The organism is Dactylosporangium sp. NPDC048998 (assembly GCF_043197855.1).
Classification (GTDB): domain Bacteria; phylum Actinomycetota; class Actinomycetes; order Mycobacteriales; family Micromonosporaceae; genus Dactylosporangium.
In genome coordinates, this window is sequence record NZ_JBICTV010000018.1 from 123174 (window position 1) to 146640 (window position 23467).

Consider the following 23467-nt stretch of genomic DNA (forward strand, 5'->3'; position numbering starts at 1 on the left):
CCGGGGCCCCGTGGCCGTGCGGGTAGGGTCTGACCCCGTGCCCGGCTATCCCCGTCCGCGGAATGTCCGACCCGTGCTCATCGCTGAGCTGGGCGGCGCTGGAGACGTTGCCGTCACCGGGGTGACGCACAGTAGTTCATCGGTGCTTCCGGGTGATCTCTATGCGGCGCTGCCCGGATCCCGGGTGCACGGGGCCGATTTCATCCCCGAGGCGCTGCGGCGCGGCGCGGTCGCCGTGCTCACCGACAGTGCCGGGTTCGACGCCGGGGTGCGCGTGGACGCCGGCGTGCCGTTCATCGTGGTGGAGCGGCCGCGGGACGTGCTCGGCGACGTCGCCTCCAAGGTGTACGGCGAGCCCACCCGCAGGCTGACCACGATCGGGATCACCGGCACCGCCGGCAAGACCTCCACGACGTACCTCATCGAGGCCGGCCTGCGCGCCGCCGGCCAGGTCACCGGGCTGATCGGCACCGTCGAGACCCGGCTGGGCGACCTGACCGTGCAGAGCATCCGCACCACGCCCGAGGCGACCGACCTGCACGCCCTGTTCGCCGCGGCGCTCGAGCGCGGGGTGCAGTCGGTGGCGATGGAGGTGTCCAGCCACGCGCTGGAGGTCGGCCGGGTGGGCGGGGTGCGCTTCGCCGCGGCCGGCTACACCAACTTCGGCATGGACCACCTGGACTTTCACCCGTCGGTAGAGGCGTACTTCGCGGCCAAGGCCCGCCTGTTCGACGGCCGCGCCGCGATCGAGATCCTCAATCTCGACGACGTGTCGGTAATGCGACTGCGCAAGCCGGGCTCGTGGACCTATTCCGTAACCGGTGAATCCTCGGACGCCCCCGCCGACTTCGGCGTGTCGAACGTGACCGTCGCCGGCTACGGGCAGGCGTTCGACGTGCACTGGCGCGGCCGGACCGTCCGCTCCGGCGTACAGCTGCCCGGGCGGCACAACGTCGCCAACGCCCTGCTGGCCATCGCTTCCCTGGTCGCGGTCGGCGTCGACCTCGACGTCGCGGCCGAGGCTGTGGCCGCCGCGCCCGGCTCGCCCGGGCGCATGGAGCGCGTCGACGCTCCCGGCGACGTGGTCGGGGTCGTGGACTACGCGCACAAGCCCGACGCCATGGTCGAGGTGCTCAAGGCGCTGCGGGTGCTCGCGGCCTCCCGCGGCGGCCGGGTGATCTGCCTGGTCGGGGCCGGCGGCGACCGCGACCGCGGCAAGCGCCCGCTCATGGGCCGGGCCGCCGCGCAGGGCGCCGACCTGGTGATCGTCACCGACGACAATCCGCGCACCGAGGACCCGGCCGCGATCCGCGCCGAGGTCCTCGCCGGCACCGCGGGCGGGCCGGCGAGCGTGGTCGAGGTCGACGGGCGCCGGGCGGCGATCGGCTACGCGGTGGAGCACGCCAAGCCCGGCGACGTGATCGCGCTGCTGGGCAAGGGCCACGAGCGCGGCCAGGAGATCAACGGCGAGGTGCTGCCGTTCGACGACCGGGTCGAACTGGCTGCGGCACTGCGGGAGGCGGCGGCATGATCTCGATGTCTCTGGGGGAGATCGCCCGGATCGTCGGCGGCGAGCTGCACGACGGCGACGCGGACGCGCTCGTCGACGGCCCGGTGGAGTACGACTCGCGCAAGGTCGGGCCCGGCGGCCTCTTCGTCGCCTTCGCGGGTGCCAAGGTCGACGCGCACGAGTTCGCGGCCAAGGCGATGGCCGACGGCGCCACCGGGGTGCTCGGCAGCCGCCCCGTCCCGGGCGTGCCCACGATCGTGGTCGAGGACCCGCGGCACGCGATGGGGCTGCTGGCCCGCGAGGTCATCGACCGGCTGCCCGGGCTGACCGTCATCGCGCTCACCGGCTCGTCGGGCAAGACCAGCACGAAGGACCTCGTCGCCCGGCTGCTCGCGGTGCACGGGCCGACGGTGGCCACGTTCGGGTCGGAGAACAACGAGCTCGGCACGCCGTACACGGTGCTCAAGGCCGACGCCCGGACCCGCTTCCTGGTGCTCGAGATGGGCGCGCGGGGGGCCGGGCATCTGCGGTACCTCTGCGAGATCGCCCCTCCGGACGTCGCCGTCGTGCTCAACGTCGGCGTCGCCCACATCGCCGAGTTCGGCTCCGTCGAGGGCATCGCGCAGGCCAAGGGCGAGCTGGTCGAGGCCCTCGGGCCGGACGGCGTGGCCGTGCTCAACGCCGACGACGAGCGGGTGCGGGCAATGGCCGCCCGCACGAGCGCCCGCGTCGTGCTGACCGGCGAAGGGAGCGACGCGGAGGTGCGGGCCACCGAGGTCGTCGCGCTGGACCGCGGCCGGTTCGGTTTCACCCTGCACATACCCGGCGCCGAGGCGGTGCCGGTGCGCCTCGACGTGGCGGGGCGCCACTCCGTCGGCAACGCGCTGCTCGCCGCCGCGGTCGCCTCGCACGCCGGCCTCGAGCCGGCCGCGATCGCCGCGGGACTCGGCGATCTCGAGGGTTTGTCGACCCGAAGGATGGATGTCTTCGACCGTGCCGACGGTGTCACGGTCATCGACGACTCGTTCAACGCCAATCCGGCGTCCATGGCGGCCGCGCTGCGCGTGCTCGTCGCGGTGGCCGACGGGCGGCGCAAGATCGCGGTGCTCGGCTTCATGGCGGAGCTCGGCGAGTACGAGCGAGCCGGCCACGAGGAGGTCGGGCGCCTCGCCGCGGAGCTCGGCGTGGACCGTCTCGTGGCCGTCAGCGAGCAGGCCGCGCCGATCCTGGACGGGGCGGCCGCCGTGGCGAGTTGGGGAGGAGACTCGGTGCTCGTGACCGATCAGGAGGCCGCCGTGGCGCTGCTGCGCGCCGAGCTGCTTCCTCGCGACGTGGTCCTGGTCAAGGGATCGCGGTACCGGACCTGGGACGTCGCCGACGCCCTCCGTTCGGAAGGCGTCCGGAAGTGAGGGCCGTCTTCGTCGCGGCCTTCGTGGCATTTCTCATCTCGCTGTTCGGCACGCCGATCGCGATCAAGTACTTCACCCGGCTGAAGGCCGACCAGCCCATCCGCACCGAGGGCCCGAAGACGCACCTCGGCAAGAAGGGCACGCCCACGATGGGCGGCGTGGTGTTCATCTTCGCCACGCTGGTCGCCTACACGGGCGGTCACGTCGCGCTCACCACGCTGCCCGACAAGCAGCTGCGCCCGACCGGCCCGACCGCCACCGCCGTGGTGCTGCTCGGCCTGTTCGTCTTCACCGGCCTGCTGGGCTTCCTCGACGACTACCTCAAGGTCGCCAAGCGCAACAGCGACGGGCTCAACAAGCGCGGCAAGCTCATCGGCCAGGCGCTCATCGGCGCCATCTTCGGCGCGATCGCGCTCTACGTGCCGGCCACCGAGACCGGCCGCCAGGTCATCACGACGGTGGCCAGCCCAAAACTGTCGTGGGTGCACGACGTCGACTGGCTGAACATCGGCAAGATCGCCGCGGTCATCTTCTTCGTCTTCGTCGTCATGTCGATGTCCAACGCGGTCAACCTGACCGACGGCCTCGACGGCCTGGCGACGGGCACCTCGATCCTGGTGATCATCAGCTACATGGCGATCGCGTTCTGGCAGTACCGCCACTGGTGCGCCGACCCGTCGTACAAGGCCGACTACTGCTACGACGTGCGCGACCCGCTGGAGATGGCGCTGATCGCCGGCGCCGCCGTCGGCGCGCTGGTCGGCTTCCTGTGGTGGAACACCTCCCCGGCCCGGATCTTCATGGGCGACACGGGCTCCATGGCGCTCGGCTCGCTCATCGCCGGCCTGGCCGTCGCGACCAAGACGATCCTGCTGCTGCCCCTGCTCGGCCTGCTCTTCGTCATCATCGTGGTGACCTGGGTGATGCAGATCGGCTCGTACCGCACGACGGGCAAGCGCATCTTCCGGATGGTCCCGCTGCAACACCACTTCGAGCTGGCCGGCTGGAGCGAGGTCAACATCGTCGTCCGGTTCTGGATCATCGCCGGCCTCGGCGTGGCGGCCGCCCTGGGCCTCTTCGCCGCGGACTTCCTGAGGGTCATGAGCGGAGCATCGTAAGGCCCGGAAAGCGACAGCCGGGCCGGAAACAGCGCGTCGTACCACGCCCGGGCGTGCCGCGGGCGGAATGATGGGCGTCATGAGGAGCGACGGGGAGGAAGTTCCGAACAGCGGGTGGGCCGGCAACTTCGTCGGCACGCTGCGCGGCCTGCTCGACCGCCCGCTGGCGTCGTACTACCTGCTGCTGTCCAGCGTCGGGCTGCTCGTGTTCATCGGCCTGGTCATGGTCTTCTCGGTGACCAGCGTCGGCAACTACGCGAAGACGGGCAGCCCGTTCACGTCGATCGCCACGCAGGCACTCTCCGCGGTGGTCGGGCTGCTCGCGTTCTGGGTCTGCCAGCGGCTGCCGGTGCGCACCTTCCGCGCCCTGGCGATCCCGCTGATGCTCGCGTCGTTCGTGCTCATGTCCTTCGTGGACCTGATGGGGTGGCTCGCCGCGCGGCGTGCGCCGGACGCCGCCAGCGTGTCGGCGATCCATCTCGGGCCGATCTGGGTCGACGACCTCTGGCTGGGCGTCGGCAGCCTGCAGTTGCAGCCGGTCGAGCTGGCCAAGATCGCGCTGGTGGTCTGGGGCGCCGACCTGCTGGTGCGCAAGGGCCGCACCATCCTGTCCTGGCGCGAACTGCTGATGCCGCTGTTCCCGGTCACGGTCGCCCTGCTGCTGCTCGTCGGCTACAACGACCTCGGCTCGATGATCTGCATGGTCGTGCTCTTCACCGGCCTGCTCTGGGCGGCCGGCGCCAGGCTGCCGGTCTTCGGCTGGCTCGGCGGCTTCTTCACCGCCGGCGTGGTGGCCCTCATCCTGCTGCCGGCGAACAAGGACTACCGGCTCGACCGGATCAAGGTCTTCTTCGACCCGAGCATCGACCCGAAGGCGCAGAACGGACGGTACCAGTACCTGCGCGGCCTGTGGGCGGTCGCCGACGGCGGCTGGTTCGGCGTCGGGCTCGGCCAGGGGCACCTCAAGTGGGGCCGGCTGCCCAACGCGCACAACGACTACATCTTCGCCATCGTCGCCGAGGAGCTCGGCGTGGTCGGCTGCATGGTCGTGCTGCTGCTGTTCGGCATGCTGACGTACACCGGGCTGCGCATCGCCCGGCGGGTCGACGACCCGTTCCGCCGGCTCGTCGCCGCGTCGATCACGATCTGGTTCGTCGGCCAGGCGATCATCAACATCGGCGGCATCGTCGGGCTGATGCCGATCACCGGCCTGCCGCTACCGTTCATCTCCTACGGCGGCAGCGCCCTCGTGGTCGCGCTCGGCGCGGCCGGCATCCTCACCTCCGCCGCCCGGGCCGAGCCGGACTGCGCGCGAGCCATGCACGCCCGTCCACCCCGGAAATGGGTACGACTACTCTGGGCGCCGTTGCCGCCGCTTCCGCGCGCCCGCGAGGACGGCGACGGCGTGGACCCCTCGACACGCACGACGGGCCGGCCTTCGGCGAGCCACTCGCTCACCGGGTCGCCCCGCGGAAGGAGCACCTGATGGCAGCGCTGCGCTCGGTGGTGCTGGCCGGCGGAGGCACAGGCGGGCACATCTACCCGCTGCTCGCCTTCGCCGACTGCCTGCGCAGGCACGACCCCGGCGTCCGCATCACCTGCATCGGGTCGCCCAGCGGGATGGAGAACGACCTCATCCCGCAGCGCGGCTACGACCTGCGTCACGTTCCGGCGTACCAACTGCCCCGCTCGGTCAACATGAACCTGGTCCGCACCCCGGACCGGATGTGGAAGGCGGCGCGGGCCACCCGCGCGATCCTCGACGAGGTCAACGCCGACGTCGTGGTCGGCTTCGGCGGTTACGTGTCGGTTCCGGCCTACCTGGCGGCCTGGCGGCGCAAGACGCCGAGCGTGATCCACGAGGTCAACGTGCCCATCGGCGTGGCCAACAAGATGGGCATGCGCTTCACCAAGCACATCGTGCTCGGCTTCCCGCACCAGCGGCAGCAGATGCCGGCGGTGGCGCACGCGGAGGTCGTCGGCGTGCCGCTGCGGCAGAGCATCACCATGCTGGACCGGGCCGCCCGGCGCGCCGAGGCCCGGGCCCGCTTCGGGCTCGACCCCAACCTGCCGACGCTGTTCGTGTTCGGCGCCTCCTCCGGCGCCCGCTCGATCAACCAGGCGGTGGCCGGCGCGGCGAAGGCGATCACGTCGGCCGGGGTACAGGTGCTGCACATCATCGGCGCGCGCAACGAGGACTTCGAGGTGCCGGCCGGCCTCGCCGCGCCGTACGTCCGGATCAAGTTCCTCTCCGAGATGGAGCTCGGCTACGCCGCCGGCGACCTGGCGCTGTGCCGGGGTGGCGCGATGACCTGCGCGGAGACCGCGGCGATCGGCATGCCGGCGGTTTACGTACCGCTGCCGTGGGGCAACGGCGAGCAGCGGCGTAATGCGTTGCCGGTGGTCGAGGCCGGGGGCGGCCTGATCGTCGAGGACGGCGACCTGTCGCCCGAGTTCATCTCGGAGACCGTGGTGCCGCTGGTGCGCGACGGCGCCCGGCTCGCCGCGATGAGCCACGCGGCCGCCGGTTACGGCCGCCGCGACGGCGACGAGGCCCTTCGTCGGTACGTGCTGAAGGTGGTCGGAGGGGCATGAGCAAGCTCACTGCTGAGGAACTGGGCAAGGTTCACCTTGTGGGGGTGGGCGGGGTCGGCATGAGCGGTCTGGCCCGGCTGCTGCTGACCCGCGGCATCCCGCTGTCGGGCAGCGAGCTCAAGGAGTGGCCCCAGTTGGCCGCCCTCAAAGCGCTCGGCGGCACGATCTACCGCACCCACGAGCCGTCCAACCTCGACGGCGTGGACACCGTGGTGTATTCGACGGCCATCCCCAAGGACCACATCGAGCTGGTCACCGCCCGGGAGCGGGGCCTGCGGCTGATGCACCGCTCGGAGGCGCTCGCCGCGACGATGAACGGCCGGCGCAGCGTCGCCGTGGCCGGCACGCACGGCAAGACCACCACCACGTCCATGATCACGCTGATCCTCCAGCACGCGGGGATGGACCCGTCGTTCGTCATCGGCGGGGAGATCTCCGAGGTCGGCTCCAACGCCCACCACGGCAGCGGCGAGCTCTTCGTGGCCGAGGCCGACGAGAGCGACCGGTCGTTCCTGCTGTACGACCCGCACGTCGCGGTCGTCACGAACATCGACGCCGACCACCTCAACACCTACGGCGACCTGCAGGGCCTCGAGGATGCGTTCGTCGAGTTCTGCGGCCGGGTCGAGCCGGGCGGATTCGTGGTGACCTGCGCCGACGATGCCGGGGCGATGCGGATGGCGGTGCGTGCGCGGGCGGCCGGCGCGGACGTGATCACCTACGGCACCGCGCCCGACGCCGACCTGCGCATCAGCGAGGTCCGCTCCTCGGCCAACGGCGTGCGCTACGTGGCACATTACGACGGCGTGCCGCTCGGCGAGGTGTTCCTGCCGGTGCCGGGCGCCCACCTCGGGCTCAACTCGGCCGGCGCGATCCTCACCGCGCTGCGGCTGGGCGTGCCCGCGGAGACCGCGATCGAGACGCTCGCGACCTTCCCGGGCGTGCGCCGCCGGTTCGAGTTCAAGGGCGCCGAGGCGGGGGTGCGGGTCTACGACGAGTACGCGTACCACCCGGTGCCGATCGCGGCGGCGCTGCGCACGCTGCGTGAGGTGGCCGGCGAGGGGCGGCTCGTCGTGGTCTTCCAGCCCTACCGGGTGTACCGCACCCGCGACTTCCAGGCCGAGATCGCCGCGGGCCTGTCGCTCGCCGACGAGGCCGTGATCATGGAGGTCTTCGGCCCCGGCGAGGTCCGCGAGCCGGGGGAGGGCGGGGTTGCGCTCACCGCCGCCGTCGACCTGCCCGAGCACCGCAAGGTCTTCGTGCCCTCCTGGGAGGACGTGCCCGGCGAGGTCGTCGCCCGGGTCCGCGAGGGCGACGTGGTCGTCACGATGGGCGCGCCGCCGATCTCGCTCATGGGCGAGGAGCTGCTCGCCGCGCTCAAGGGTGAGGCCGAACCCGAGGGGTACGTGGGCCGGCACTCCCGGGCCGACGACTGAGGACTGATACCGTGACCCAGACTCGCGGATGGCGGCTCGTCCTGGCCCCTCGCGACGCCCCGCAGTCCGTGCGGCGCTTCGCCAAGCGGGCCAGGCAGCACCGCATCCGCGCGGCGCTGCCCTGGCTGGTGGCGCTGGGCGTGGCCGCGCTGCTCGGCGGGGCGGCGGCGATCGTCTACCTCACCCCGGCGCTCGGCGTCGAGCGGATCGAGGTCTCCGGCGTGTCCGTCCTCGACCCCGATGCCGTACGCCGGGCGGCGGCCGTCCCCGGCGGGACCCCGCTCGTCCGGCTCGACCTGGGCGCCGTGGTGCGGCGGGTCCGGCAGCTCAAGCCGGTGCGCACGGCGACCGTCGCGGCCCGCTACCCGAACACGCTCGCCATCGTGGTGCAGGAGCGCACCGCGGTGGCGGTGGTGCCCCAGGTCGGCGGGTATACGCTGCTCGACGCCGAGGGGGTGGCGTTCCTGCCGCTCGACGCGGCGCCGCCCGGGCTGCCGGTGATCCGCGTCGCCCAGCCGGAGCCCGGCGACGCCACCACGGCGGGCGCGCTGACCGTGCTCGCCGCGCTGCCGCCGGCGGTGCGCGCGCAGATGGTCGCGCTCGTCGCCGAGTCGCCGACCCGGATCCGGCTGGAGCTGACCGACAACCGGCTGGTCCTGTGGGGCGACGCGACGCAGAACGCGGCGAAGGTACGCGTGCTGGGGCTCACGAAGATCGAGCCGGGCCGCACCCTCGACGTGAGCGCGCCCGGCGTGGTGCTGGAGAAGTGAGCCCCGACGCCCCGTGCTCGGGGCATCGGGCACGGCCACGTCGTGTCGGTCCGGTGGGTACTTCTGCACATGATCGAGGAGACCGCCCGTTACAACGGGCACCTCGACACCGTTAGGGAAATCGTCGAAGGCGTCGTGGGCGATTAGCCGACACGCCGGGGCACGGTCCTTGGATCACGACAGTCAGGCCCTTACCTTGCGATAAGGCATTAGTTGACATAACTATAAGCCTCTAGTAAAGGGTGAGGGTTTGCGGGACCCCCATCCGGTGCGTTCGCATTTGGCGGACGCCGCCCGTCGCGGGGTCGGGCTCGGGACAGGTCCCACCGTGGGGCCGGACCGGGTTTCCAGTTCGACGACTCCGGACAGGATCGGCGCTCGCCAACCTCGAAAGGAAAGGTGGTCCGATGACACATCCGCACAACTATCTCGCGGTCATCAAGGTCGTCGGCATCGGCGGCGGCGGGGTCAACGCCGTCAATCGCATGATCGAGGTTGGCCTGAAGGGCGTCGAGTTCATCGCGATCAATACCGACGCCCAGGCCCTGCTGATGAGCGACGCTGACGTCAAGCTCGACGTCGGCCGGGAACTGACCCGCGGGCTGGGTGCGGGCGCCAATCCCGATGTCGGCAAGAATGCGGCCGAAGACCACCGGGACGAGATCGAAGAGGTGCTCAAGGGCGCCGACATGGTCTTCGTCACCTGCGGCGAGGGTGGCGGCACGGGCACCGGCGGCGCGCCCGTCGTGGCCAACATCGCGCGGAAGCTCGGCGCGCTGACGATCGGCGTGGTCACCCGGCCGTTCTCGTTCGAGGGCAAGCGCCGGCAGGTGCAGGCCGAGGCGGGCATCGAGGAGCTGCGCAACCAGTGCGACACGCTCATCGTGATCCCCAACGACCGGCTCCTGGCGCTCGGGGACCGCGGCATCAGCATGATGGACGCCTTCCGCCAGGCCGACCAGGTCCTGCTCTCCGGTGTTCAGGGCATCACCGACCTGATCACCACGCCGGGCCTGATCAACCTCGACTTCGCCGACGTGAAGAGCGTCATGAGCGGCGCCGGGAGCGCGCTCATGGGCATCGGCAGCGCCCGCGGGGACAACCGCGCGGTCGAGGCCGCCGAGTCGGCGATCTCCAGCCCGCTGCTGGAGCAGAGCATGGACGGCGCGCGCGGCGTGCTGCTGTCCATCGCCGGCGGGTCCGACCTGGGCCTGTTCGAGATCAACGACGCGGCGCAGCTGGTCACCGACGCCGCGCACCCGGACGCGAACATCATCTTCGGCGCGGTGATCGACGACGCGCTCGGCGACGAGGTGCGCGTCACGGTCATCGCGGCAGGGTTCGACGGGGGCGCCCCGGCGTACCGGCCGATCGAGGTGCGCGCGCCGCGCACGGCGCACGGCGGCCAGCACAGCCAGCCCAAGGAGCCTCCGGCGCCGGAGCGCCAGGCCCCGCCGCCGCCCCGGCGGGTGCTCTTCGACGACGTCGACGTGCCGGACTTCCTCAAGAACGGCGCCTGAGTGATCTCTGCTTGAATTGGGTAGGCCGCCCCCCCCGGCGGCCTACCCAATCGGCATATTCGGAGGGTTTCCCGTGGACGCGCGCACGTCGGAGATCGCGGCCAATCTCGCGGCGGTGCGGGAGCGGATCGCGGCCGCCTGCCGGGCCGCCGGCCGTGAGCCGGACTCGGTCACGCTTGTGGCGATCACGAAGACCTATCCCGCCGAGGACGTGGCGCGCCTGGCCGGCCTGGGCGTGCTCGACGTGGGCGAGAACCGCGACCAGGAGGCCGCCCCGAAGGCGGCGGCCGTGCCCGGGGTGCGCTGGCACTTCGTCGGGCAGCTGCAGCGCAACAAGGCGCGGTCGGTGGTGGGATACGCCGACGTCGTGCACTCCGTCGACAGCCTGCGCCTGGCCGACGCGCTGGCCGACGCCGCCGTGCGGGCCGGGCGGGAGACCCCGCTCGGCGCGCTGGTGCAGGTCAGCCTGGACGACGACGAGCGGCGTGGCGGCGCGGTCACCGGCGCGGTGGAGAAGGTGGCCGAGGCGATCGCGGCCAGCCCGGCGCTGCGACTGCTCGGGGTCATGGCGGTGGCGCCGCTGGACTGGGAGCCCGACGAGGCATTCGCGCGCCTCGCCGCGATCTCCGCCCGGATTCGCCAGCGCCTTTCCGGGCCCGACGGCGTGCCGGACTGGATTTCCGCGGGCATGAGCAACGACCTTGAATCGGCGATTCTGCACGGCTCGACACATGTTCGTGTCGGCAGCGCATTGCTCGGAAAACGCACTCCGCTGGGGTAGCCTGGCCGCGGTAACGGAAAAACTACACGGGTGTGGTTCTGCGCCGGCGGGGCGGTGTCGCACAACGTGGTCGGTGGCACCGACAACGGGGGGAAGTGCCGCATGGCGGTGGACGGAGGAGCGCGTATGGGTGCTCTGCGCAGGGCGGGCGTCTGGCTCGGCCTGGTCGAGGACGAGGACGATCGTGGCTACGACGATCGTCACTACCGATACGGCGACGACCTCCTCGACGACGACGATGACGTCGACGAGGTGCCGGCGCCGCGCGCCCGGACGGCGTCGGAGCGGCTCGCCGCCTCGGAGCGGCTGTCGGCCTCCGAGCGCCTGAGCGCGTCCGAGCGCCTGTCGGCCTCCGAGCGGCTGAGCGCGTCCGAGCGCCTCTCGGCGGCCGAGCGGCTCGAGGCCGCGAGCCGGACGAGCACCGTGCGGTCGATCACGCGCCCGAGCGCGTCGGTCAGCTACCCGACCCGCGACAATCTCGTGCTCGCCCCGTCCAGCTCGCTCCGGGAGCGTCCCGTGATGGAGGAAGACAACGACGATCGCCGTTACGCGATCACCACGCTGCACCCCACGACGTACAACGAGGCACGCACGATCGGCGAGCACTTCCGGGACGGCGTTCCGGTGATCATGAACCTCACCGAGATGGACGAGGCGGACGCCAAACGTTTGGTCGACTTTGCGGCAGGGCTGGTATTCGGGCTGCGTGGTAACTTCGAGCGGGTGACCAACCGAGTCTTCCTGCTCTCTCCGGCAAATGTCCAGGTCACTGCGGAGGACAAAGCTAAGATCGCCGAGGGCGGGTTCTTCAACCAGAGCTGATGCGAGGACTTCAAACGCCGTGGTGTCCATCACCTTGCAGATCGTGCATCTGCTGCTCTACCTCTTCCTGGTGGTGCTCCTCGCACGCTTCGTGATGGGCTACGTCATGCAGTTCGGACGCCGCTGGCAGCCCGGCCGGGGTGCCGCGGCGGCGCTGGAAGTGGTGTGGAGCGTCACCGATCCGCCGCTCAAAGCGTTGAGACGGGTGATTCGTCCGCTGCGTATTGGTACCGTGGCCGTGGACCTGTCTTCGCTTGTGCTGCTGGTTATCCTGTTCGTGCTGATGTACGTCGTGTTAGGGCGGCTGATCGCGGCGTTCTCGTGACACGCACCGCTCGGCGGCCACGCGGCCGCAACTGACCCGAGGAGTTTCGATGCCGCTGACCCCGGCCGACGTTCACAACGTCGCCTTCAAGAAGCCCCCGATCGGCAAACGGGGCTACGACGAGGAGGAGGTCGACGCCTTCCTCGACGAGGTCGAGCGTGAGCTCGCCCGGCTGATCGAAGAGAACAACGAGCTGCGCGCGCAGCTCGAGCGCGGTGGCGGCCCGGCGCGTGGCGCGTCCGGCGGCGGTGGCGACCCCCGCCTCGCTGGGGAGCTCGCCGATCTCAAGACGCAGTTCGAGCGCGTCCAGCGGGAGAAGTCGTCCGCCGAGGCGGCCGCCCGCGGCATGCAGCAGGAGCTCGACCAGATCCGTGCGCAGGGTGGCGCCGTCGGCGCCAGCGGCGCCGACGGCGAGCAGCAGGCGCTGCGCGTCCTCATGATGGCCCAGCGCACCGCGGACGACCACGTGTCCGACGCCCGCCGCGAGGCCGACAAGCTCCTCTCCGACGCCCGCACCAAGGCCGAGGAGGTCACCCGCGACGCGCGGGCGAAGGCTGACGCGCTCGAGCGCGACGCCCGCCAGCGCCACCAGGAGGCCATGGGCGGCCTCGACGCGAAGCGCACCGCGCTGCAGAAGCACATCGAGGAGCTCAAGCAGTTCGAGCGCGAGTACCGCACCCGCCTCAAGGCCTACCTGGAGAGCCAGCTGCGCGACCTCACCGGCCGCGAGCAGAGCCTCGAGGCCGAGATGGCCGCGCGCAACGAGGGCGCGGCGCGTCCGGCCGTCGGCGGCGGCCTGGCCACGGCCGGCCTTGCCGGCGGCTACGAGGGCGCCGGTCGCTGACCGCCTCGAGCCAGGTCCCGAGGCGACACGACACGACACGGCACCCGCACGAGTGAACTCAACGGCACAGAGCAGACGGCCGGCAGGCATGTCACGCGCGGCCGGTCAATGCGACACGCGGCGCCCCAGTCGAATTTCGACTGGGGCGCCGCCTTCGTGAAGCTCTAGCGGGCCAGACCGGGCGCAGGGAGCTTTGGGAGACTTCCGGCAGGCTCGGTCGTTGTACCGGCTGAGAGACACTCGCCCGGGGAGGCTCTGCACTCGCGCCGGGATCGCCTTTGCGGAGGGACAGGGCCGTGATCGTCGGAAGCCTGCTGCTGATCGTGGTGGCCGTCGGCCTGCTCGTGCTCGGCCTGGTGCAGGGCTCGGACGCCCTGCTGGTGGCATCGATCGGCGCGAGCCTGCTGGCCGCGGTGGCGCTGATCGTCGGCGGCCGCCAGGCCGCGGCGGCGCGCTCGGCCCGCACCACCCGCACCGGGCGGCAGGTGCCCGTGGAGCGCTACGACCCGCTCGCCTCCCACCTGGGCGTCGAGGATCTCGACCTGTCGGGCTCCAGCGAGTACGCCCGGCGCGCCGAGCGGCAGGCGGTCGGCGCGGGCGCGCGCACGGGGACCACCTACGGCGCCCCCGTCGGCGGCCGGCCGGCCGCCGCGGACGAGACGGCGATGATGGCGCCGGTGCGCGACGAGCCGGAGCCCGCCGTCGCGCCGCCGGGCGACGGCGAGCAGGGCCGCTACGAGGAGTACCCGTCCGGCTACGAGCGCGCCCACGGGGCCCTCGCGTACGACGACGATGACGACGATGACGAGTTCGACGACGAGGACCCGGCGGACGAGCCGTCGATCCAGCACTCCTCGGCCGCGGACCTGGCCCGGGTCGCCACGCTGGACGCCGAGGTCCTGGTGATCGACGGCCGCCCGCGCTACCACGTGTCGACCTGCCCGCACCTGCTGGGCCGCGAGCACGAGCCGCTGCCGGCGCACGAGGCGGTCGAGCTGGGCTTCACCCCGTGCAGCACCTGCGCCCCCAACGACGTCCTGCTCGCCGCCCGCCGCTGACCGGTCCGGCCGGAGTATTCCCGCCGGGCGGAGGGTCGACCTCGTTCGAGTGAACCTTCACAATGAGGCATGGTCACCATCGCGATCCGCGTCAGGCCGGGTGCGTCGCGCACCGCGGTCGGCGGTAGCCACCCGGGGCCCTACGGCCCGGCGGTGATCGTCGCGGTGGGCGCCCGCCCCGTGGAGGGGCAGGCGACCGAGGCGGCGCTGCGGGCCCTGGCCGGCGCGATCGGGGTGCGCCCGTCCGCGCTGCGGCTCAAGGCCGGCGCCGCGAGCCGTGACAAGCTGGTCGAGCTCGCAGATCCGCCCGACGACCTGCCGGAGCGGGTCGCCGAGCTGCTGGCCGGACGCCGTTGAGTCACGAGCTCAACATCGCGCTGCTCGTCAGCGCGGCCGTCCTGCTGGTGTGCGTCGGTGCGGTGCGGCTGTCGGTCCGGCTGGGGCTGCCCAGCCTCCTGATGTACCTGCTGCTCGGTCTCGTGATCGGCGATGCCGGCTTCGGCATCCGGTTCACCGACGCCGAGCTGACCCGCACGCTCGGCATCTGCGCGCTCGTCGTGATCATCGCCGAGGGCGGGCTGACGGCCCGCTGGTCGACGCTGCGGCCGGTGCTCGGGCCGGCGGTGGTGCTCTCCACCCTCGGCGTGGTCGTCAGCGTCGCGGTGGTCGGCGCGGTCGTGCACGCGGCGCTGGGCGTGGGCTGGCAGCAGGCGCTGCTCTACGGCGCGGTGCTTTCCTCGACCGACGCCGCGGCGGTGTTCTCCACGCTGCGCCGGGTGCCGGTGCGCCCGCGCCTGGCCGCGCTGCTGGAGGCGGAGTCCGGGATCAACGACGCGCCGGTGGTCATCCTCGTCGTGCTGCTGTCTGCGCCGCTGGGCAGCCAGGGGCCCTGGTACGAGGAGCTCGCCCTGGTCGGCTACGAGCTGGTGGCCGGCGCCGCGATCGGGCTGCTGGCCGGGTTCGGCGGCGCCTGGGCGCTGCGCCGCGCGGCGCTGCCCTCGGCGGGCCTGTACCCGCTGGCCGCGATCGGCCTGACCGTGCTCGCGTACGCCGCCGGGGCGGTCGCGCACGCCTCGGGGTTCCTCGCCGTGTACGTCACCGGCGTCGTGCTCGGCAACGCCCGCCTGCCGCACCGGCGGGCCATGCTCGGCTTCGCCGACGGGCTGGCCTGGCTGGCCCAGATCGGGCTGTTCGTGCTGCTGGGCCTGCTCGCCTCACCGCGCCAGCTGGGCGGCGCGGTGATCACCGCGCTCGTCGTCGGCCTGGTGCTGGTGCTGCTGGCCCGCCCCCTGTCGGTACTGCTGAGCGCCGCCCCGTTCGCCTTCAGCCGCTCCGGCCTCGGCTGGCGCGACCAGGCCTTCCTGTCCTGGGCCGGCCTGCGCGGGGCCGTGCCGGTCGTGCTCGCCACGATTCCGCTCTCGGCCGGCCTGCCCGGCGCGCAGAACCTGTTCAACGTGGTGTTCGTGCTGGTGGTGATCTACACGGCGGCACAAGGCGTGACGCTGCCCCCGGTGGCGCGCCGGCTGGGCGTCACCGCGCCCGCCGAACCGACGGACCTGCAGGTCGAGGCGGCCCCGCTGGAGCGCATGCGAGCCGATCTGCTGCAGGTCGAGGTGCCTGCGGGCTCGAAGCTCAACGGGGTGCACGTGGACGAGTTACGATTGCCTGTCGGTGCGGTCGTGACGCTGGTGCTGCGCGACGGCGGTGCGTTCGTGCCGGCGCCCGAGACTCGCCTGAAGACCCGCGACAGCCTCCTGATCGTCACGACCGAGCAGGTGCGCGACGCCGCGGAGCAACGGCTGCGCGCCGTGAGCAGGCGTGGAAGACTTGCTCGTTGGTTTGCCGAACATGGCGAGGATCGGCGCCAATAACTGATCCAATTGGCCGGAATGCGTGTGGCGCGTTTGTCGGACGCGTGTACATTCCGTATTCTTGCCAGCCACTGGAGTGCGCGACACGCGTCGCGCGCCCATTTTGCATCTGGGGGAGCCATGGCCGAGCGGGCTGATGCCGTGCCGAAAGGCCGGTCAGCGAGCGGTGCCGGGCGGGGCAGTGCCACCGATGTGACGGGAGTGACCACTGTGACAAGAGCACAGAAACCCGCCGCTCGGCAAGCCGGGACCACCACCGGGACGTCGTCCCGGACCAAGAGCGGCAACGTCACGAACGCCACATCGGCCAGAAAGGCCACCAAGCGGGCGGCGGCGACCGGGCGGACTTCCGGCCGTACCACCGCGAACAACAGCACCATCAGCACCAGGAAAGCGCCGACCACGTCAACCGCCGCCCGTGCGGCCGAGGGAGCCACAATGGCCAAGACCGCAGAACCGAAGACCACCGCGGCCAAGACCGCTGGGGCGAAGCCCGCCCGTGGCACGCGCACGGCAGCCGAGACCGAGAAGATCCGCGTCGCGCTGATCGAGCGCCGCGACGAGCTCAAGGCGGAGCACGACCAGACGCTGCTCGAGATCCACGAGCTGCAGCAGCACCGCCTGACCGACTCCGCCGGAGACGACCAGGCCGACACCGGCACCAAGACCGGCGAGCGCGAGCAGGAGATCACCATCGCCAACAACCTGGCCGAGCGGATCTCGCAGGTCGAGCGGGCGCTGGAGCGGCTTGACGAGGGCGGCTACGGCTGGTGTGAGAAGTGCGGCAACCCCATCCCGGTCGAGCGCCTGGCCGCGTTCCCGTCCGCTACGCTCTGCGTCACCTGCAAGCAGTTGGAGGAGCGGCGCTGACCACCCAGGATCCCACCCAGGATCGGACCGAGCCCGAACCCGAGAACAGGACGCGGCCGCGAACCCGCGCCTGGGCCGTCTTCGGGCTCGTCGCCGTCGCGATCGTCGCGATCGACGTGGCCGTCAAGCAGTGGACCACCTCGACCATCGCCCACGGCGAGCCGGTGAAGCTGCTCGGCGGCCTGATCTACGTCATCTACACGCGCAACAGCGGGGCGGCGTTCAGCATGCTGCCCGACCAGACGTGGATCTTCCCGCTCATCGCGCTCGGCGTGATCGCCTGGCTGGTCTGGATGATCAAGGGCACCGCCTCGGCGGCCTGGGCGGTGGCGCTGGGCCTCATTCTCGGCGGCGCCGCCGGCAACCTCGGCGACCGGCTGTTCCGGGCGCCCGGGCCGTTCCGCGGGCACGTGGTCGACATGTTCAGCTTCCTGGACGACCACGCGGGGCACTTCCCGGTGTTCAACATCGCGGACTCGGCGCTGACGGTCGGGGTGATCCTGGCGATCCTGCTGGAGTTCTCCGGCCGCCGGCGCGACGGGACGCGGGTCACGGCGGTCAAGGCCGAGCGCGATGCGTGAGGTCCGCTCGCTGCCGGTGCCCGACGGGCTGGACGGCACGCGGCTCGACCAGGCCCTCACCCGGCTCTTCGGGCTCAGCCGCACGACCGCGGCGGACCTGGTCGAGGCGGGCGACGTCTCCGTCGACGGCGAGGTCCGCCCGAAGTCGGACAAGGTGCGCGCCGGCGCCTGGCTGGAGGTCACCCTGCCGGCGCCGCCGGGCGCGGTCGTGATCGAGGCGGTGCCGGTCGCCGGGCTGGCCATCGTCTACAGCGACGAGGACATCGTGGTGGTCGACAAGCCGGTCGGCGTGGCGGCGCACCCCAGCCCCGGCTGGACCGGCCCGACCGTGATCGGCGGGCTGGCGGCGATGGGGCAGACGGTCGCCACCAGCGGCGCGGCCGAGCGCCAGGGGGTCGTGCACCGGCTCGACGTCGGCACGACCGGGCTCATGGTGGTGGCCAAGAGCGAGCCCGCGTACAGCGCCCTCAAGCGTGCCTTCAAGGCCCGCGAGGTGGAGAAGCGGTACCACGCCGTCGTCCAGGGCCATCCGGACCCGCTGCGCGGCACGATCGACGCGCCGATCGACCGGCACCCGAGCCACGACTACAAGTTCGCCGTGGTCTCCGGCGGGCGGCCGAGCATCACCCACTACGACACGCTCGAGGCGTTCCCCGCGGCCAGCCTGCTCGACATCAGGCTGGAGACCGGGCGCACGCACCAGATCCGGGTGCACTTCTCGGCGCTGCGCCACCCCTGCGTGGGCGACCTGACTTACGGCGCGGACCCCACGCTCGCCGACCGGCTGGGGCTGTCCCGGCAGTGGCTGCACGCCCGCGAGCTGGGGTTCGAGCATCCGCGCACCGGTGAGTACGTGTCGTTCGTCAGCGAGTACCCCGCCGACCTGGCGGCGGCGCTCGACGTCCTGAGCGCCGCCGCATAACAGGTTCAGACCAGCGTCACGTCGTCGACGTAGATCGTCCCGGTGCCGTACCAGCCGTGCACCCACACCTTGATCGAGGTGGAGCTGCCGGTGCTGACGGTGACCGTCAGCTTGGTCCAGGACGAGCCGCCCGGCGTCCAGGTGCTCACGTCGCCGGACGCCGTGGTGGCGCCCAGGAACGCGTAGCTGCCCTGGACCCAGGCGCTCAGCGTGTACGTGCGGTTGGCCTGGACGGCGACCGTCTGGCCGCACTGCGCGTTGTCCGAGCTCGACGCGGCAGCCTTGAGGGCCTTCGTGCCGCCGTGCACGGGCGTGGTGACGATGCTGCACAGGCCGCCGGACCAGGGGGCGAGGCTGCCGGTCTCGAAGTCGCCGTTGACCAGGCCGCCCGCGGGCGGGGTGCTCTGGCTCGGGCTGGGCGAGGCGCTGCGGGAGGGGCTCGGTGAGACGCTCCTGGACGGGCTCGGCGAGCTCGTTCCCCCGCCGCCGCTGGTGAACGGGGCGAAGATGTGCGAGAAGTCCCAGGTCTTCTGCGAGATGCCGGAGCAGTTGTCCGCGGCCGCGCCGCCCGGGCAGCCGCCGTTGTCGCGCTGCAGGGCCCAGAAGGACAGCTCGGCGATACCCTGCTGGGTCGCCCAGCTGTACACGGCGTTGGCGTCGGCGAGGGTGAAGGTCTCCGCCGGGCCGAAGTCGTCGACGCCGATCATCTCGGTGACGCCGATCATGCTCCACAGCTGCGCGCTGGTCTTGCCGGGGTACAGCTGCTGCAGCTGACCGTACAGCCCGTTCGACGCCGTCTTGGTGTCGTTGGCCATCTGGTGCGGCTGGTTGTCGTAGTAGTCGAACGTCATCTGGTTGACGATGTCGACCCGGGCGTTGTTGGCCACCGCGTTGCGCAGCACCGCGAGGCCGCTGGCGGCGAGCCCGCTCGTGGTGGTCGGCAGGGTGTACACGAACTGGATGGTCCGGCCGTTGGCCGCCGCCCAGTCCTCGACGATCTTGATCGCCTTGTTCCGCCGGTCGATGCCGGCGGTGTTCGTCAGCGAGTTGTCCTCGACGTCCAGGTCGATCCGCGTGACGTCGTAGGTCGTGATGACCTTCTCGAACTGCGCCGCGATCTGGTTGACGTCGGTGCAGCTGTCGGCGATCTCGGTGCCGCCGTTGTCGGCCGCGTAGCCGCCGAACGAGGGGATCACGTCGCCGCCACGGGCGCGGATGGCGGCGATGTCGCTGCCGAACGTGGAGTTCGCGATCGGCATGCCGGTGTCGCCGTTCCAGTACACGGTGCACGAGCCCCGGCTGGCGGTCTGGATGAACGCCATCGTGAGGTACTTGTCGCCGGACTGCTGGGACAGGCCGTTGAGGCTGTCGCCGTTGTACGCCTCGAAGTACGGGGCGAACACGTGGGCGGGGATCGCGGTCGCCGCCTGGGCGGACGGCGTGACGGCGAGGACGACCCCGGCGGCGGTGAGCGCTACCGCGGCGGCTCCGATCGCACGGATCGTGGTCGATCTGCGCATGGGACCTCTTCTCCGGTGGGGATGGGTTTCTATTAGGAAACCTTCCTGATAGAAATCCTTCCATGGGCCGATGTCAAGACCCCGTGAGTCACCCTTAAGGAAGCGCTGTGCGACCCTGACGTGGCGATGAAGCGGCTCCAGCAACTCGACCAGCGCCTTCTCCCGCCGGTCGGCGACGTCCTCGCCCGGATCTTCCGCGGCGCCCAGCGCCTGCGGGCGTTCACCGCCGTCGTCGGCGTGCTCGCGGTGACCGTCACGCTGCTCGCGGTACACCGGTCGGACCGGCCCCGCAGCGACCCGTCGCTGGGCGACGTGCTGCGCGTCGGGGTCGCGCAGGGCGGGTCGATCCCGGCGTACGTGCAGGCCGGCCGCGACGAGCTGGCCGCGCTGCCGGGCGACGCACCGGTCTACGCGCTCGTGTCGTTCACCGCCTACCTGGCGCCCGAGCGGCTCGCCCCGGTGCTCGCGGACGTCTCGGTGTCGAGCGTCTTCGCCCGGGTACCGCTGCCGAAAACGCAGACCGAGCTCGTCCGGCTCGGCGCGTACCGGCTGCCCGACGACGTGGTCGCGGCCATGGACGAGACCGCCCGGCGCAAGACCGGGGAGGCGCGGCACTACCGCGACCTGCTGGCCCGCGCCGACGACGCGCCGAGCGAGGCGCGCGACATGTACCTTTCCGGCGCGATCGTCGCCGACAAGGAGGCGACCGCCTACAGCGAGCACTGCTCATGCGTCTATGCCGCCGTCGTGTACGCCCCGCCGGCCGCACTGCGCGCCGTCGCCGCCCGGCCCGAGACCCGCGTCGTCGACCCCATCACCGATCTGCAACGCCTCGATCGCACGGTGTTCCGGCCCCCGTTGCCCGAGCAGACTACGGTCGCGGAGCCGGTGAGCGAGGGGGCCGAGCCGGCGACCGCGTCCCCCCGTCCGTCTTGAGGCGATATCCCTTCGTCCTGTCGTGCAGTTGATGCAGGGGATGGGCGCGCAGGTGTGGTCCGAATAGTGTTCGGTCCGTAGCCTGAGGTACGGGTTTCTGCGCGCGGGTGTGAGGGAGGGCCAAGCGTGGCTGAGCGGGGCGATGCCGGTTGGGACAGGTCGGCTGAGCCGGCTCCCCGATGGCGCTCGCTGCTCGACCGGGCCCTGCTGGGCCGGGCGAGCCCGGGTGATCTGGATTACGACGGCAGGTTTGAGCGCCCCACGGACCCGTATCCGCCCTCGCGGCCCTACGATGACGAGCCAATGCGACCTAGCAACGGCACCCGCCCCCCCGACGCGCCGCCCCGCTCCGACGGGCCCGTGCGGCGCGGCCCCATGGTCGAGTACCAAGCCCGCCCGGCCGACCCGACCGAGCAGATGGTGCAGGTGCTCCGCCAGGAGATTCCCACCCCGAAGGTGCTGGCCTTCGCCAACCCCAAGGGCGGCGTGCACAAGACGACCGCGACCGTGCTGACCGCCGCCACCATCGGCAGCGTCCGCGGCAAGGGCGTCATCGCGTGGGACGACAACGAGCTGCGCGGCACGCTCGGCCTGCGGGCCGGCAGCGCGCGGCACGCCCGCACCATCCGGCACCTGATCGCCGACCTGGTCCGAGTCGAGCACGCGACCGGCTACGACCTCTACGACATGCTCGATGACTACCTGCGGCACGCCTCCGACGGCTCCTACGACGTGCTCGCCGGCGAGGAAAACCCGCGCTTCGCGCAGCGTCTCGACCCGCACACGGTGCGTCGCGTGCTCGAGCTGCTGCGCCGCACCCACGACGTGATCTGCATCGACACCGGCAACAACGTGGAGAGCCCCAACTGGCAGACCGTGCTGCAGGCCGCGGACCAGCTGGTGGTCACCAGTGTGCCGCGCGAGGACGCCGCGTTCACCGCCGACTGGATGCTCGACCTGCTCGACGAGGCCGGCATGGAGGAGCTGGTCGCCAACGCGGTGACCCTGCTGTCCTGCCCAACGCCCAACCCGACCCCGCTGATCGAGGACCTGGCCGGGCACTTCCGCACCCGGACCAGGGCCGTCGTGGTGGTGCCCTACGACCCGGCGCTGGAGAGCGGCTCCAACATCGAATATCCGATGCTGGCGCCGGCGACCAAGCGCGCCTGGCTGCGGGCGGCCGCGGTCATGATGGATCCGCACGCCCGGTGAGCTCGCCGATCGCCCGCGCGAAGACCTCTTCGTGCTGGTCGACCTGGGCCTCGGTGGTGGCGGGGCACATCAGGGCCATGTTGTGGAACGGGGTGAGGAGAATGCCCCGGTTCGCCAGGTAGACGTGGAGATAATCCTCCAGGTCCGCGTCGGCCGCCGCATTTGATTCGGTACCCGTACGCGGCGCCGGGTTCGCGAAGCGGTACTCGACCCTTGCGCCCAGCCGCGTCACCGACCACGGCAGTTCGTGCTCGTCGATGACGCGCTGCACGCCCAGTGCGAACTTCTCCGATAGTTCGGACATCTGCCTGAAGTTATCGGTTGTCAGGACGTGCTCGAGGGTGGCCCGGGTCGCCGCGATCGACAGCGCGTTGCCGGCCAGAGTGCCGCCCACGCCGCCCATGTCGACGAGATCGAGGCCCTCGATATCGTCGATGGCCGCCGCGACCTGCTCCGACAGCCCGTAGGCCGCGGCCGGGATGCCGCCGCCGATCGCCTTGCCGATCGTGACCACATCGGGCTCCAGGCCCCACGCGCCGGTCGCCCCGCCCGGGCCGGCCGAGAACGTGTGCGTCTCGTCGTTGAGCAGATACGTACCGTACCGGCGGGTCAGCTCCCGCACCCCGGCCAGGTAGCCGGGCTCGGGCAGCACGATGCCGATGTTGGTCAGCGCCGGCTCCATCACCACCGCGGCCACGTCCCCGTGCGCCAGCTCCCGCTCCAGCCCCTCCAGGTCGTTGAACTCGGCGACCCGGCTGGTCATGGTCACGTCGACCGGCGCGCCGACGTTGCCCTCGCGGCTGCGTGCCTCCTGACCTTGCAGGACGATCAGCGACTCGTCGACGGAGCCGTGGTAGCAGTAGCTGTTGAACAGGATCTTCGGGCGGCCGGTCAGCGCGCGCAGCAGGCGGATCGCCCAGCGGTTGGCGTCGGTCGCGGTCAGCGCGAAGCTCCACCGGGTCACGCCGAAGCGCCGGGTCAGCTCCGCACCGACCCAGGCCGCGTCCGGCGTCGGCAGCATCGCGCAGGCGCCGCCGAGGGCGTCGAAGCGCTCCCGGACCGCCGCGACCACCGGCTCGGGGGAGTGCCCGGCCATGGCGGCGGTGTCGCCGAGGCAGAAGTCGGTGTACTCGTGCCCGTCGACGTCGGTCACCCGAGCGCCGCGGGCGGCGGCGAGATACAGCGGGAAGCCCGCCGCCTTCTTGTTCATCCAGGTCATCGGCACCCGGCCGAAGAGGTGTCCGGCCTGCGCGTACTCGGCCGCCGAACGAGGGTTGCGCTCGGCGAAGGCGGCTCGTTCGCGGCGCAGTAGCGCGTCGAGCCGGTCACGGTTGATCATGCCCTGGAGTCTCGCAAAATGTCGTACC

At 71.7% G+C, this 23467-nt stretch carries 22 protein-coding genes and 1 pseudogene; 21 read left to right on the top strand and 2 right to left on the bottom strand.

The genetic code is table 11. The features are described 5' to 3' along the window. The first annotated feature begins 37 nt into the window (after window positions 1–37). The 19 genes from ACGFI8_RS31645 (at window position 38) to ACGFI8_RS31735 (ending at window position 18432) form a co-directional block, all read left to right on the top strand. A complete protein-coding gene (locus ACGFI8_RS31645) occupies window positions 38–1531 on the top strand; it encodes a UDP-N-acetylmuramoyl-L-alanyl-D-glutamate--2,6-diaminopimelate ligase (protein ID WP_392810449.1) in 1494 nt (497 codons plus the stop codon). Beyond that, entirely contained in the window at window positions 1528–2919 is a 1392-nt protein-coding gene (gene murF, locus ACGFI8_RS31650; RefSeq protein ID WP_392810450.1) for a UDP-N-acetylmuramoyl-tripeptide--D-alanyl-D-alanine ligase, read from the top strand. Before ACGFI8_RS31645 ends, murF begins: the two co-directional genes overlap by 4 nt. Next, a complete protein-coding gene (mraY, locus tag ACGFI8_RS31655; protein ID WP_392810451.1) occupies window positions 2916–4037 on the top strand; it encodes a phospho-N-acetylmuramoyl-pentapeptide-transferase in 1122 nt (373 codons plus the stop codon). The genes murF and mraY overlap by 4 nt, the downstream gene beginning before the upstream one ends. Window positions 4038–4116: 79 nt before the next feature. After that, complete coding sequence (locus ACGFI8_RS31660) at window positions 4117–5523, top strand: FtsW/RodA/SpoVE family cell cycle protein (RefSeq protein ID WP_392810452.1); 1407 nt, start codon at window positions 4117–4119, stop codon at window positions 5521–5523. Beyond that, window positions 5523–6632 (top strand): undecaprenyldiphospho-muramoylpentapeptide beta-N-acetylglucosaminyltransferase, encoded by a 1110-nt coding sequence (gene murG, locus ACGFI8_RS31665; RefSeq protein ID WP_392810453.1) that lies wholly within the window; start codon window positions 5523–5525, stop codon window positions 6630–6632. Before ACGFI8_RS31660 ends, murG begins: the two co-directional genes overlap by 1 nt. After that, the gene (murC, locus tag ACGFI8_RS31670; RefSeq protein WP_392810454.1) at window positions 6629–8068 is read left to right on the top strand and encodes a UDP-N-acetylmuramate--L-alanine ligase; all 1440 of its coding nucleotides are present in this window, start codon (window positions 6629–6631) and stop codon (window positions 8066–8068) included. The genes murG and murC overlap by 4 nt, the downstream gene beginning before the upstream one ends. A gap of 11 nt (window positions 8069–8079) precedes the next feature. Continuing rightward, the gene (locus ACGFI8_RS31675) at window positions 8080–8838 is read left to right on the top strand and encodes a cell division protein FtsQ/DivIB (RefSeq protein WP_392810455.1); all 759 of its coding nucleotides are present in this window, start codon (window positions 8080–8082) and stop codon (window positions 8836–8838) included. Window positions 8839–8880: 42 nt separating this feature from the next. Beyond that, a complete protein-coding gene (locus ACGFI8_RS31680) occupies window positions 8881–8985 on the top strand; it encodes a DUF664 domain-containing protein (RefSeq protein ID WP_392810456.1) in 105 nt (34 codons plus the stop codon). A gap of 260 nt (window positions 8986–9245) precedes the next feature. Beyond that, window positions 9246–10358 (top strand): cell division protein FtsZ, encoded by a 1113-nt coding sequence (gene ftsZ, locus ACGFI8_RS31685; protein WP_392810457.1) that lies wholly within the window; start codon window positions 9246–9248, stop codon window positions 10356–10358. A gap of 73 nt (window positions 10359–10431) precedes the next feature. After that, the gene (locus ACGFI8_RS31690) at window positions 10432–11139 is read left to right on the top strand and encodes a YggS family pyridoxal phosphate-dependent enzyme (RefSeq protein ID WP_392810458.1); all 708 of its coding nucleotides are present in this window, start codon (window positions 10432–10434) and stop codon (window positions 11137–11139) included. 126 nt (window positions 11140–11265) lie between these two features. After that, complete coding sequence (locus ACGFI8_RS31695; protein ID WP_392810459.1) at window positions 11266–11961, top strand: cell division protein SepF; 696 nt, start codon at window positions 11266–11268, stop codon at window positions 11959–11961. Window positions 11962–11980: 19 nt separating this feature from the next. Beyond that, a complete protein-coding gene (locus ACGFI8_RS31700) occupies window positions 11981–12286 on the top strand; it encodes a YggT family protein (protein WP_392810460.1) in 306 nt (101 codons plus the stop codon). A 49-nt stretch (window positions 12287–12335) separates the two neighbouring features. Then, window positions 12336–13130, top strand: coding sequence for a DivIVA domain-containing protein (locus tag ACGFI8_RS31705; protein ID WP_392810461.1), 795 nt, complete (start codon window positions 12336–12338; stop codon window positions 13128–13130). 296 nt (window positions 13131–13426) lie between these two features. Continuing rightward, window positions 13427–14188 (top strand): hypothetical protein, encoded by a 762-nt coding sequence (locus ACGFI8_RS31710; RefSeq protein WP_392810462.1) that lies wholly within the window; start codon window positions 13427–13429, stop codon window positions 14186–14188. 69 nt (window positions 14189–14257) lie between these two features. Beyond that, window positions 14258–14545, top strand: a complete 288-nt coding sequence (locus ACGFI8_RS31715) for a DUF167 domain-containing protein (protein WP_392810463.1) — start codon at window positions 14258–14260, stop codon at window positions 14543–14545. Further along, complete coding sequence (locus tag ACGFI8_RS31720) at window positions 14542–16059, top strand: potassium/proton antiporter (protein WP_392810464.1); 1518 nt, start codon at window positions 14542–14544, stop codon at window positions 16057–16059. The genes ACGFI8_RS31715 and ACGFI8_RS31720 overlap by 4 nt, the downstream gene beginning before the upstream one ends. A gap of 438 nt (window positions 16060–16497) precedes the next feature. Next, a complete protein-coding gene (locus ACGFI8_RS31725; RefSeq protein ID WP_392810465.1) occupies window positions 16498–16929 on the top strand; it encodes a TraR/DksA family transcriptional regulator in 432 nt (143 codons plus the stop codon). Next, on the top strand, window positions 16926–17510 hold the full coding sequence (gene lspA, locus ACGFI8_RS31730; RefSeq protein ID WP_392810494.1) for a signal peptidase II: 585 nt from the start codon (window positions 16926–16928) through the stop codon (window positions 17508–17510). The genes ACGFI8_RS31725 and lspA overlap by 4 nt, the downstream gene beginning before the upstream one ends. After that, a complete protein-coding gene (locus tag ACGFI8_RS31735; protein ID WP_392810466.1) occupies window positions 17503–18432 on the top strand; it encodes an RluA family pseudouridine synthase in 930 nt (309 codons plus the stop codon). The genes lspA and ACGFI8_RS31735 overlap by 8 nt, the downstream gene beginning before the upstream one ends. A gap of 5 nt (window positions 18433–18437) precedes the next feature. Here ACGFI8_RS31735 and ACGFI8_RS31740 read toward each other — a convergent pair whose 3' ends face one another. Beyond that, the gene (locus tag ACGFI8_RS31740) at window positions 18438–19952 is read right to left on the bottom strand and encodes a carbohydrate binding domain-containing protein (RefSeq protein WP_392810468.1); all 1515 of its coding nucleotides are present in this window, start codon (window positions 19950–19952) and stop codon (window positions 18438–18440) included. Window positions 19953–20078: 126 nt separating this feature from the next. On the opposite strand from ACGFI8_RS31740, the gene ACGFI8_RS31745 reads away from it, so the two are divergent. Together ACGFI8_RS31745 and ACGFI8_RS31750 are read left to right on the top strand one after the other, a co-directional pair. Further along, on the top strand, window positions 20079–20888 hold the full coding sequence (locus tag ACGFI8_RS31745) for a hypothetical protein (RefSeq protein WP_392810469.1): 810 nt from the start codon (window positions 20079–20081) through the stop codon (window positions 20886–20888). A gap of 420 nt (window positions 20889–21308) precedes the next feature. Then, window positions 21309–22100, top strand: a pseudogene (locus tag ACGFI8_RS31750) (MinD/ParA family protein); the annotation flags it as partial. On the opposite strand, the gene ACGFI8_RS31755 reads toward ACGFI8_RS31750, so the two are convergent. After that, the gene (locus ACGFI8_RS31755) at window positions 22075–23439 is read right to left on the bottom strand and encodes a transaminase (RefSeq protein ID WP_392810470.1); all 1365 of its coding nucleotides are present in this window, start codon (window positions 23437–23439) and stop codon (window positions 22075–22077) included. The pseudogene ACGFI8_RS31750 and the gene ACGFI8_RS31755 overlap by 26 nt on opposite strands. Window positions 23440–23467 lie beyond the last annotated feature (28 nt).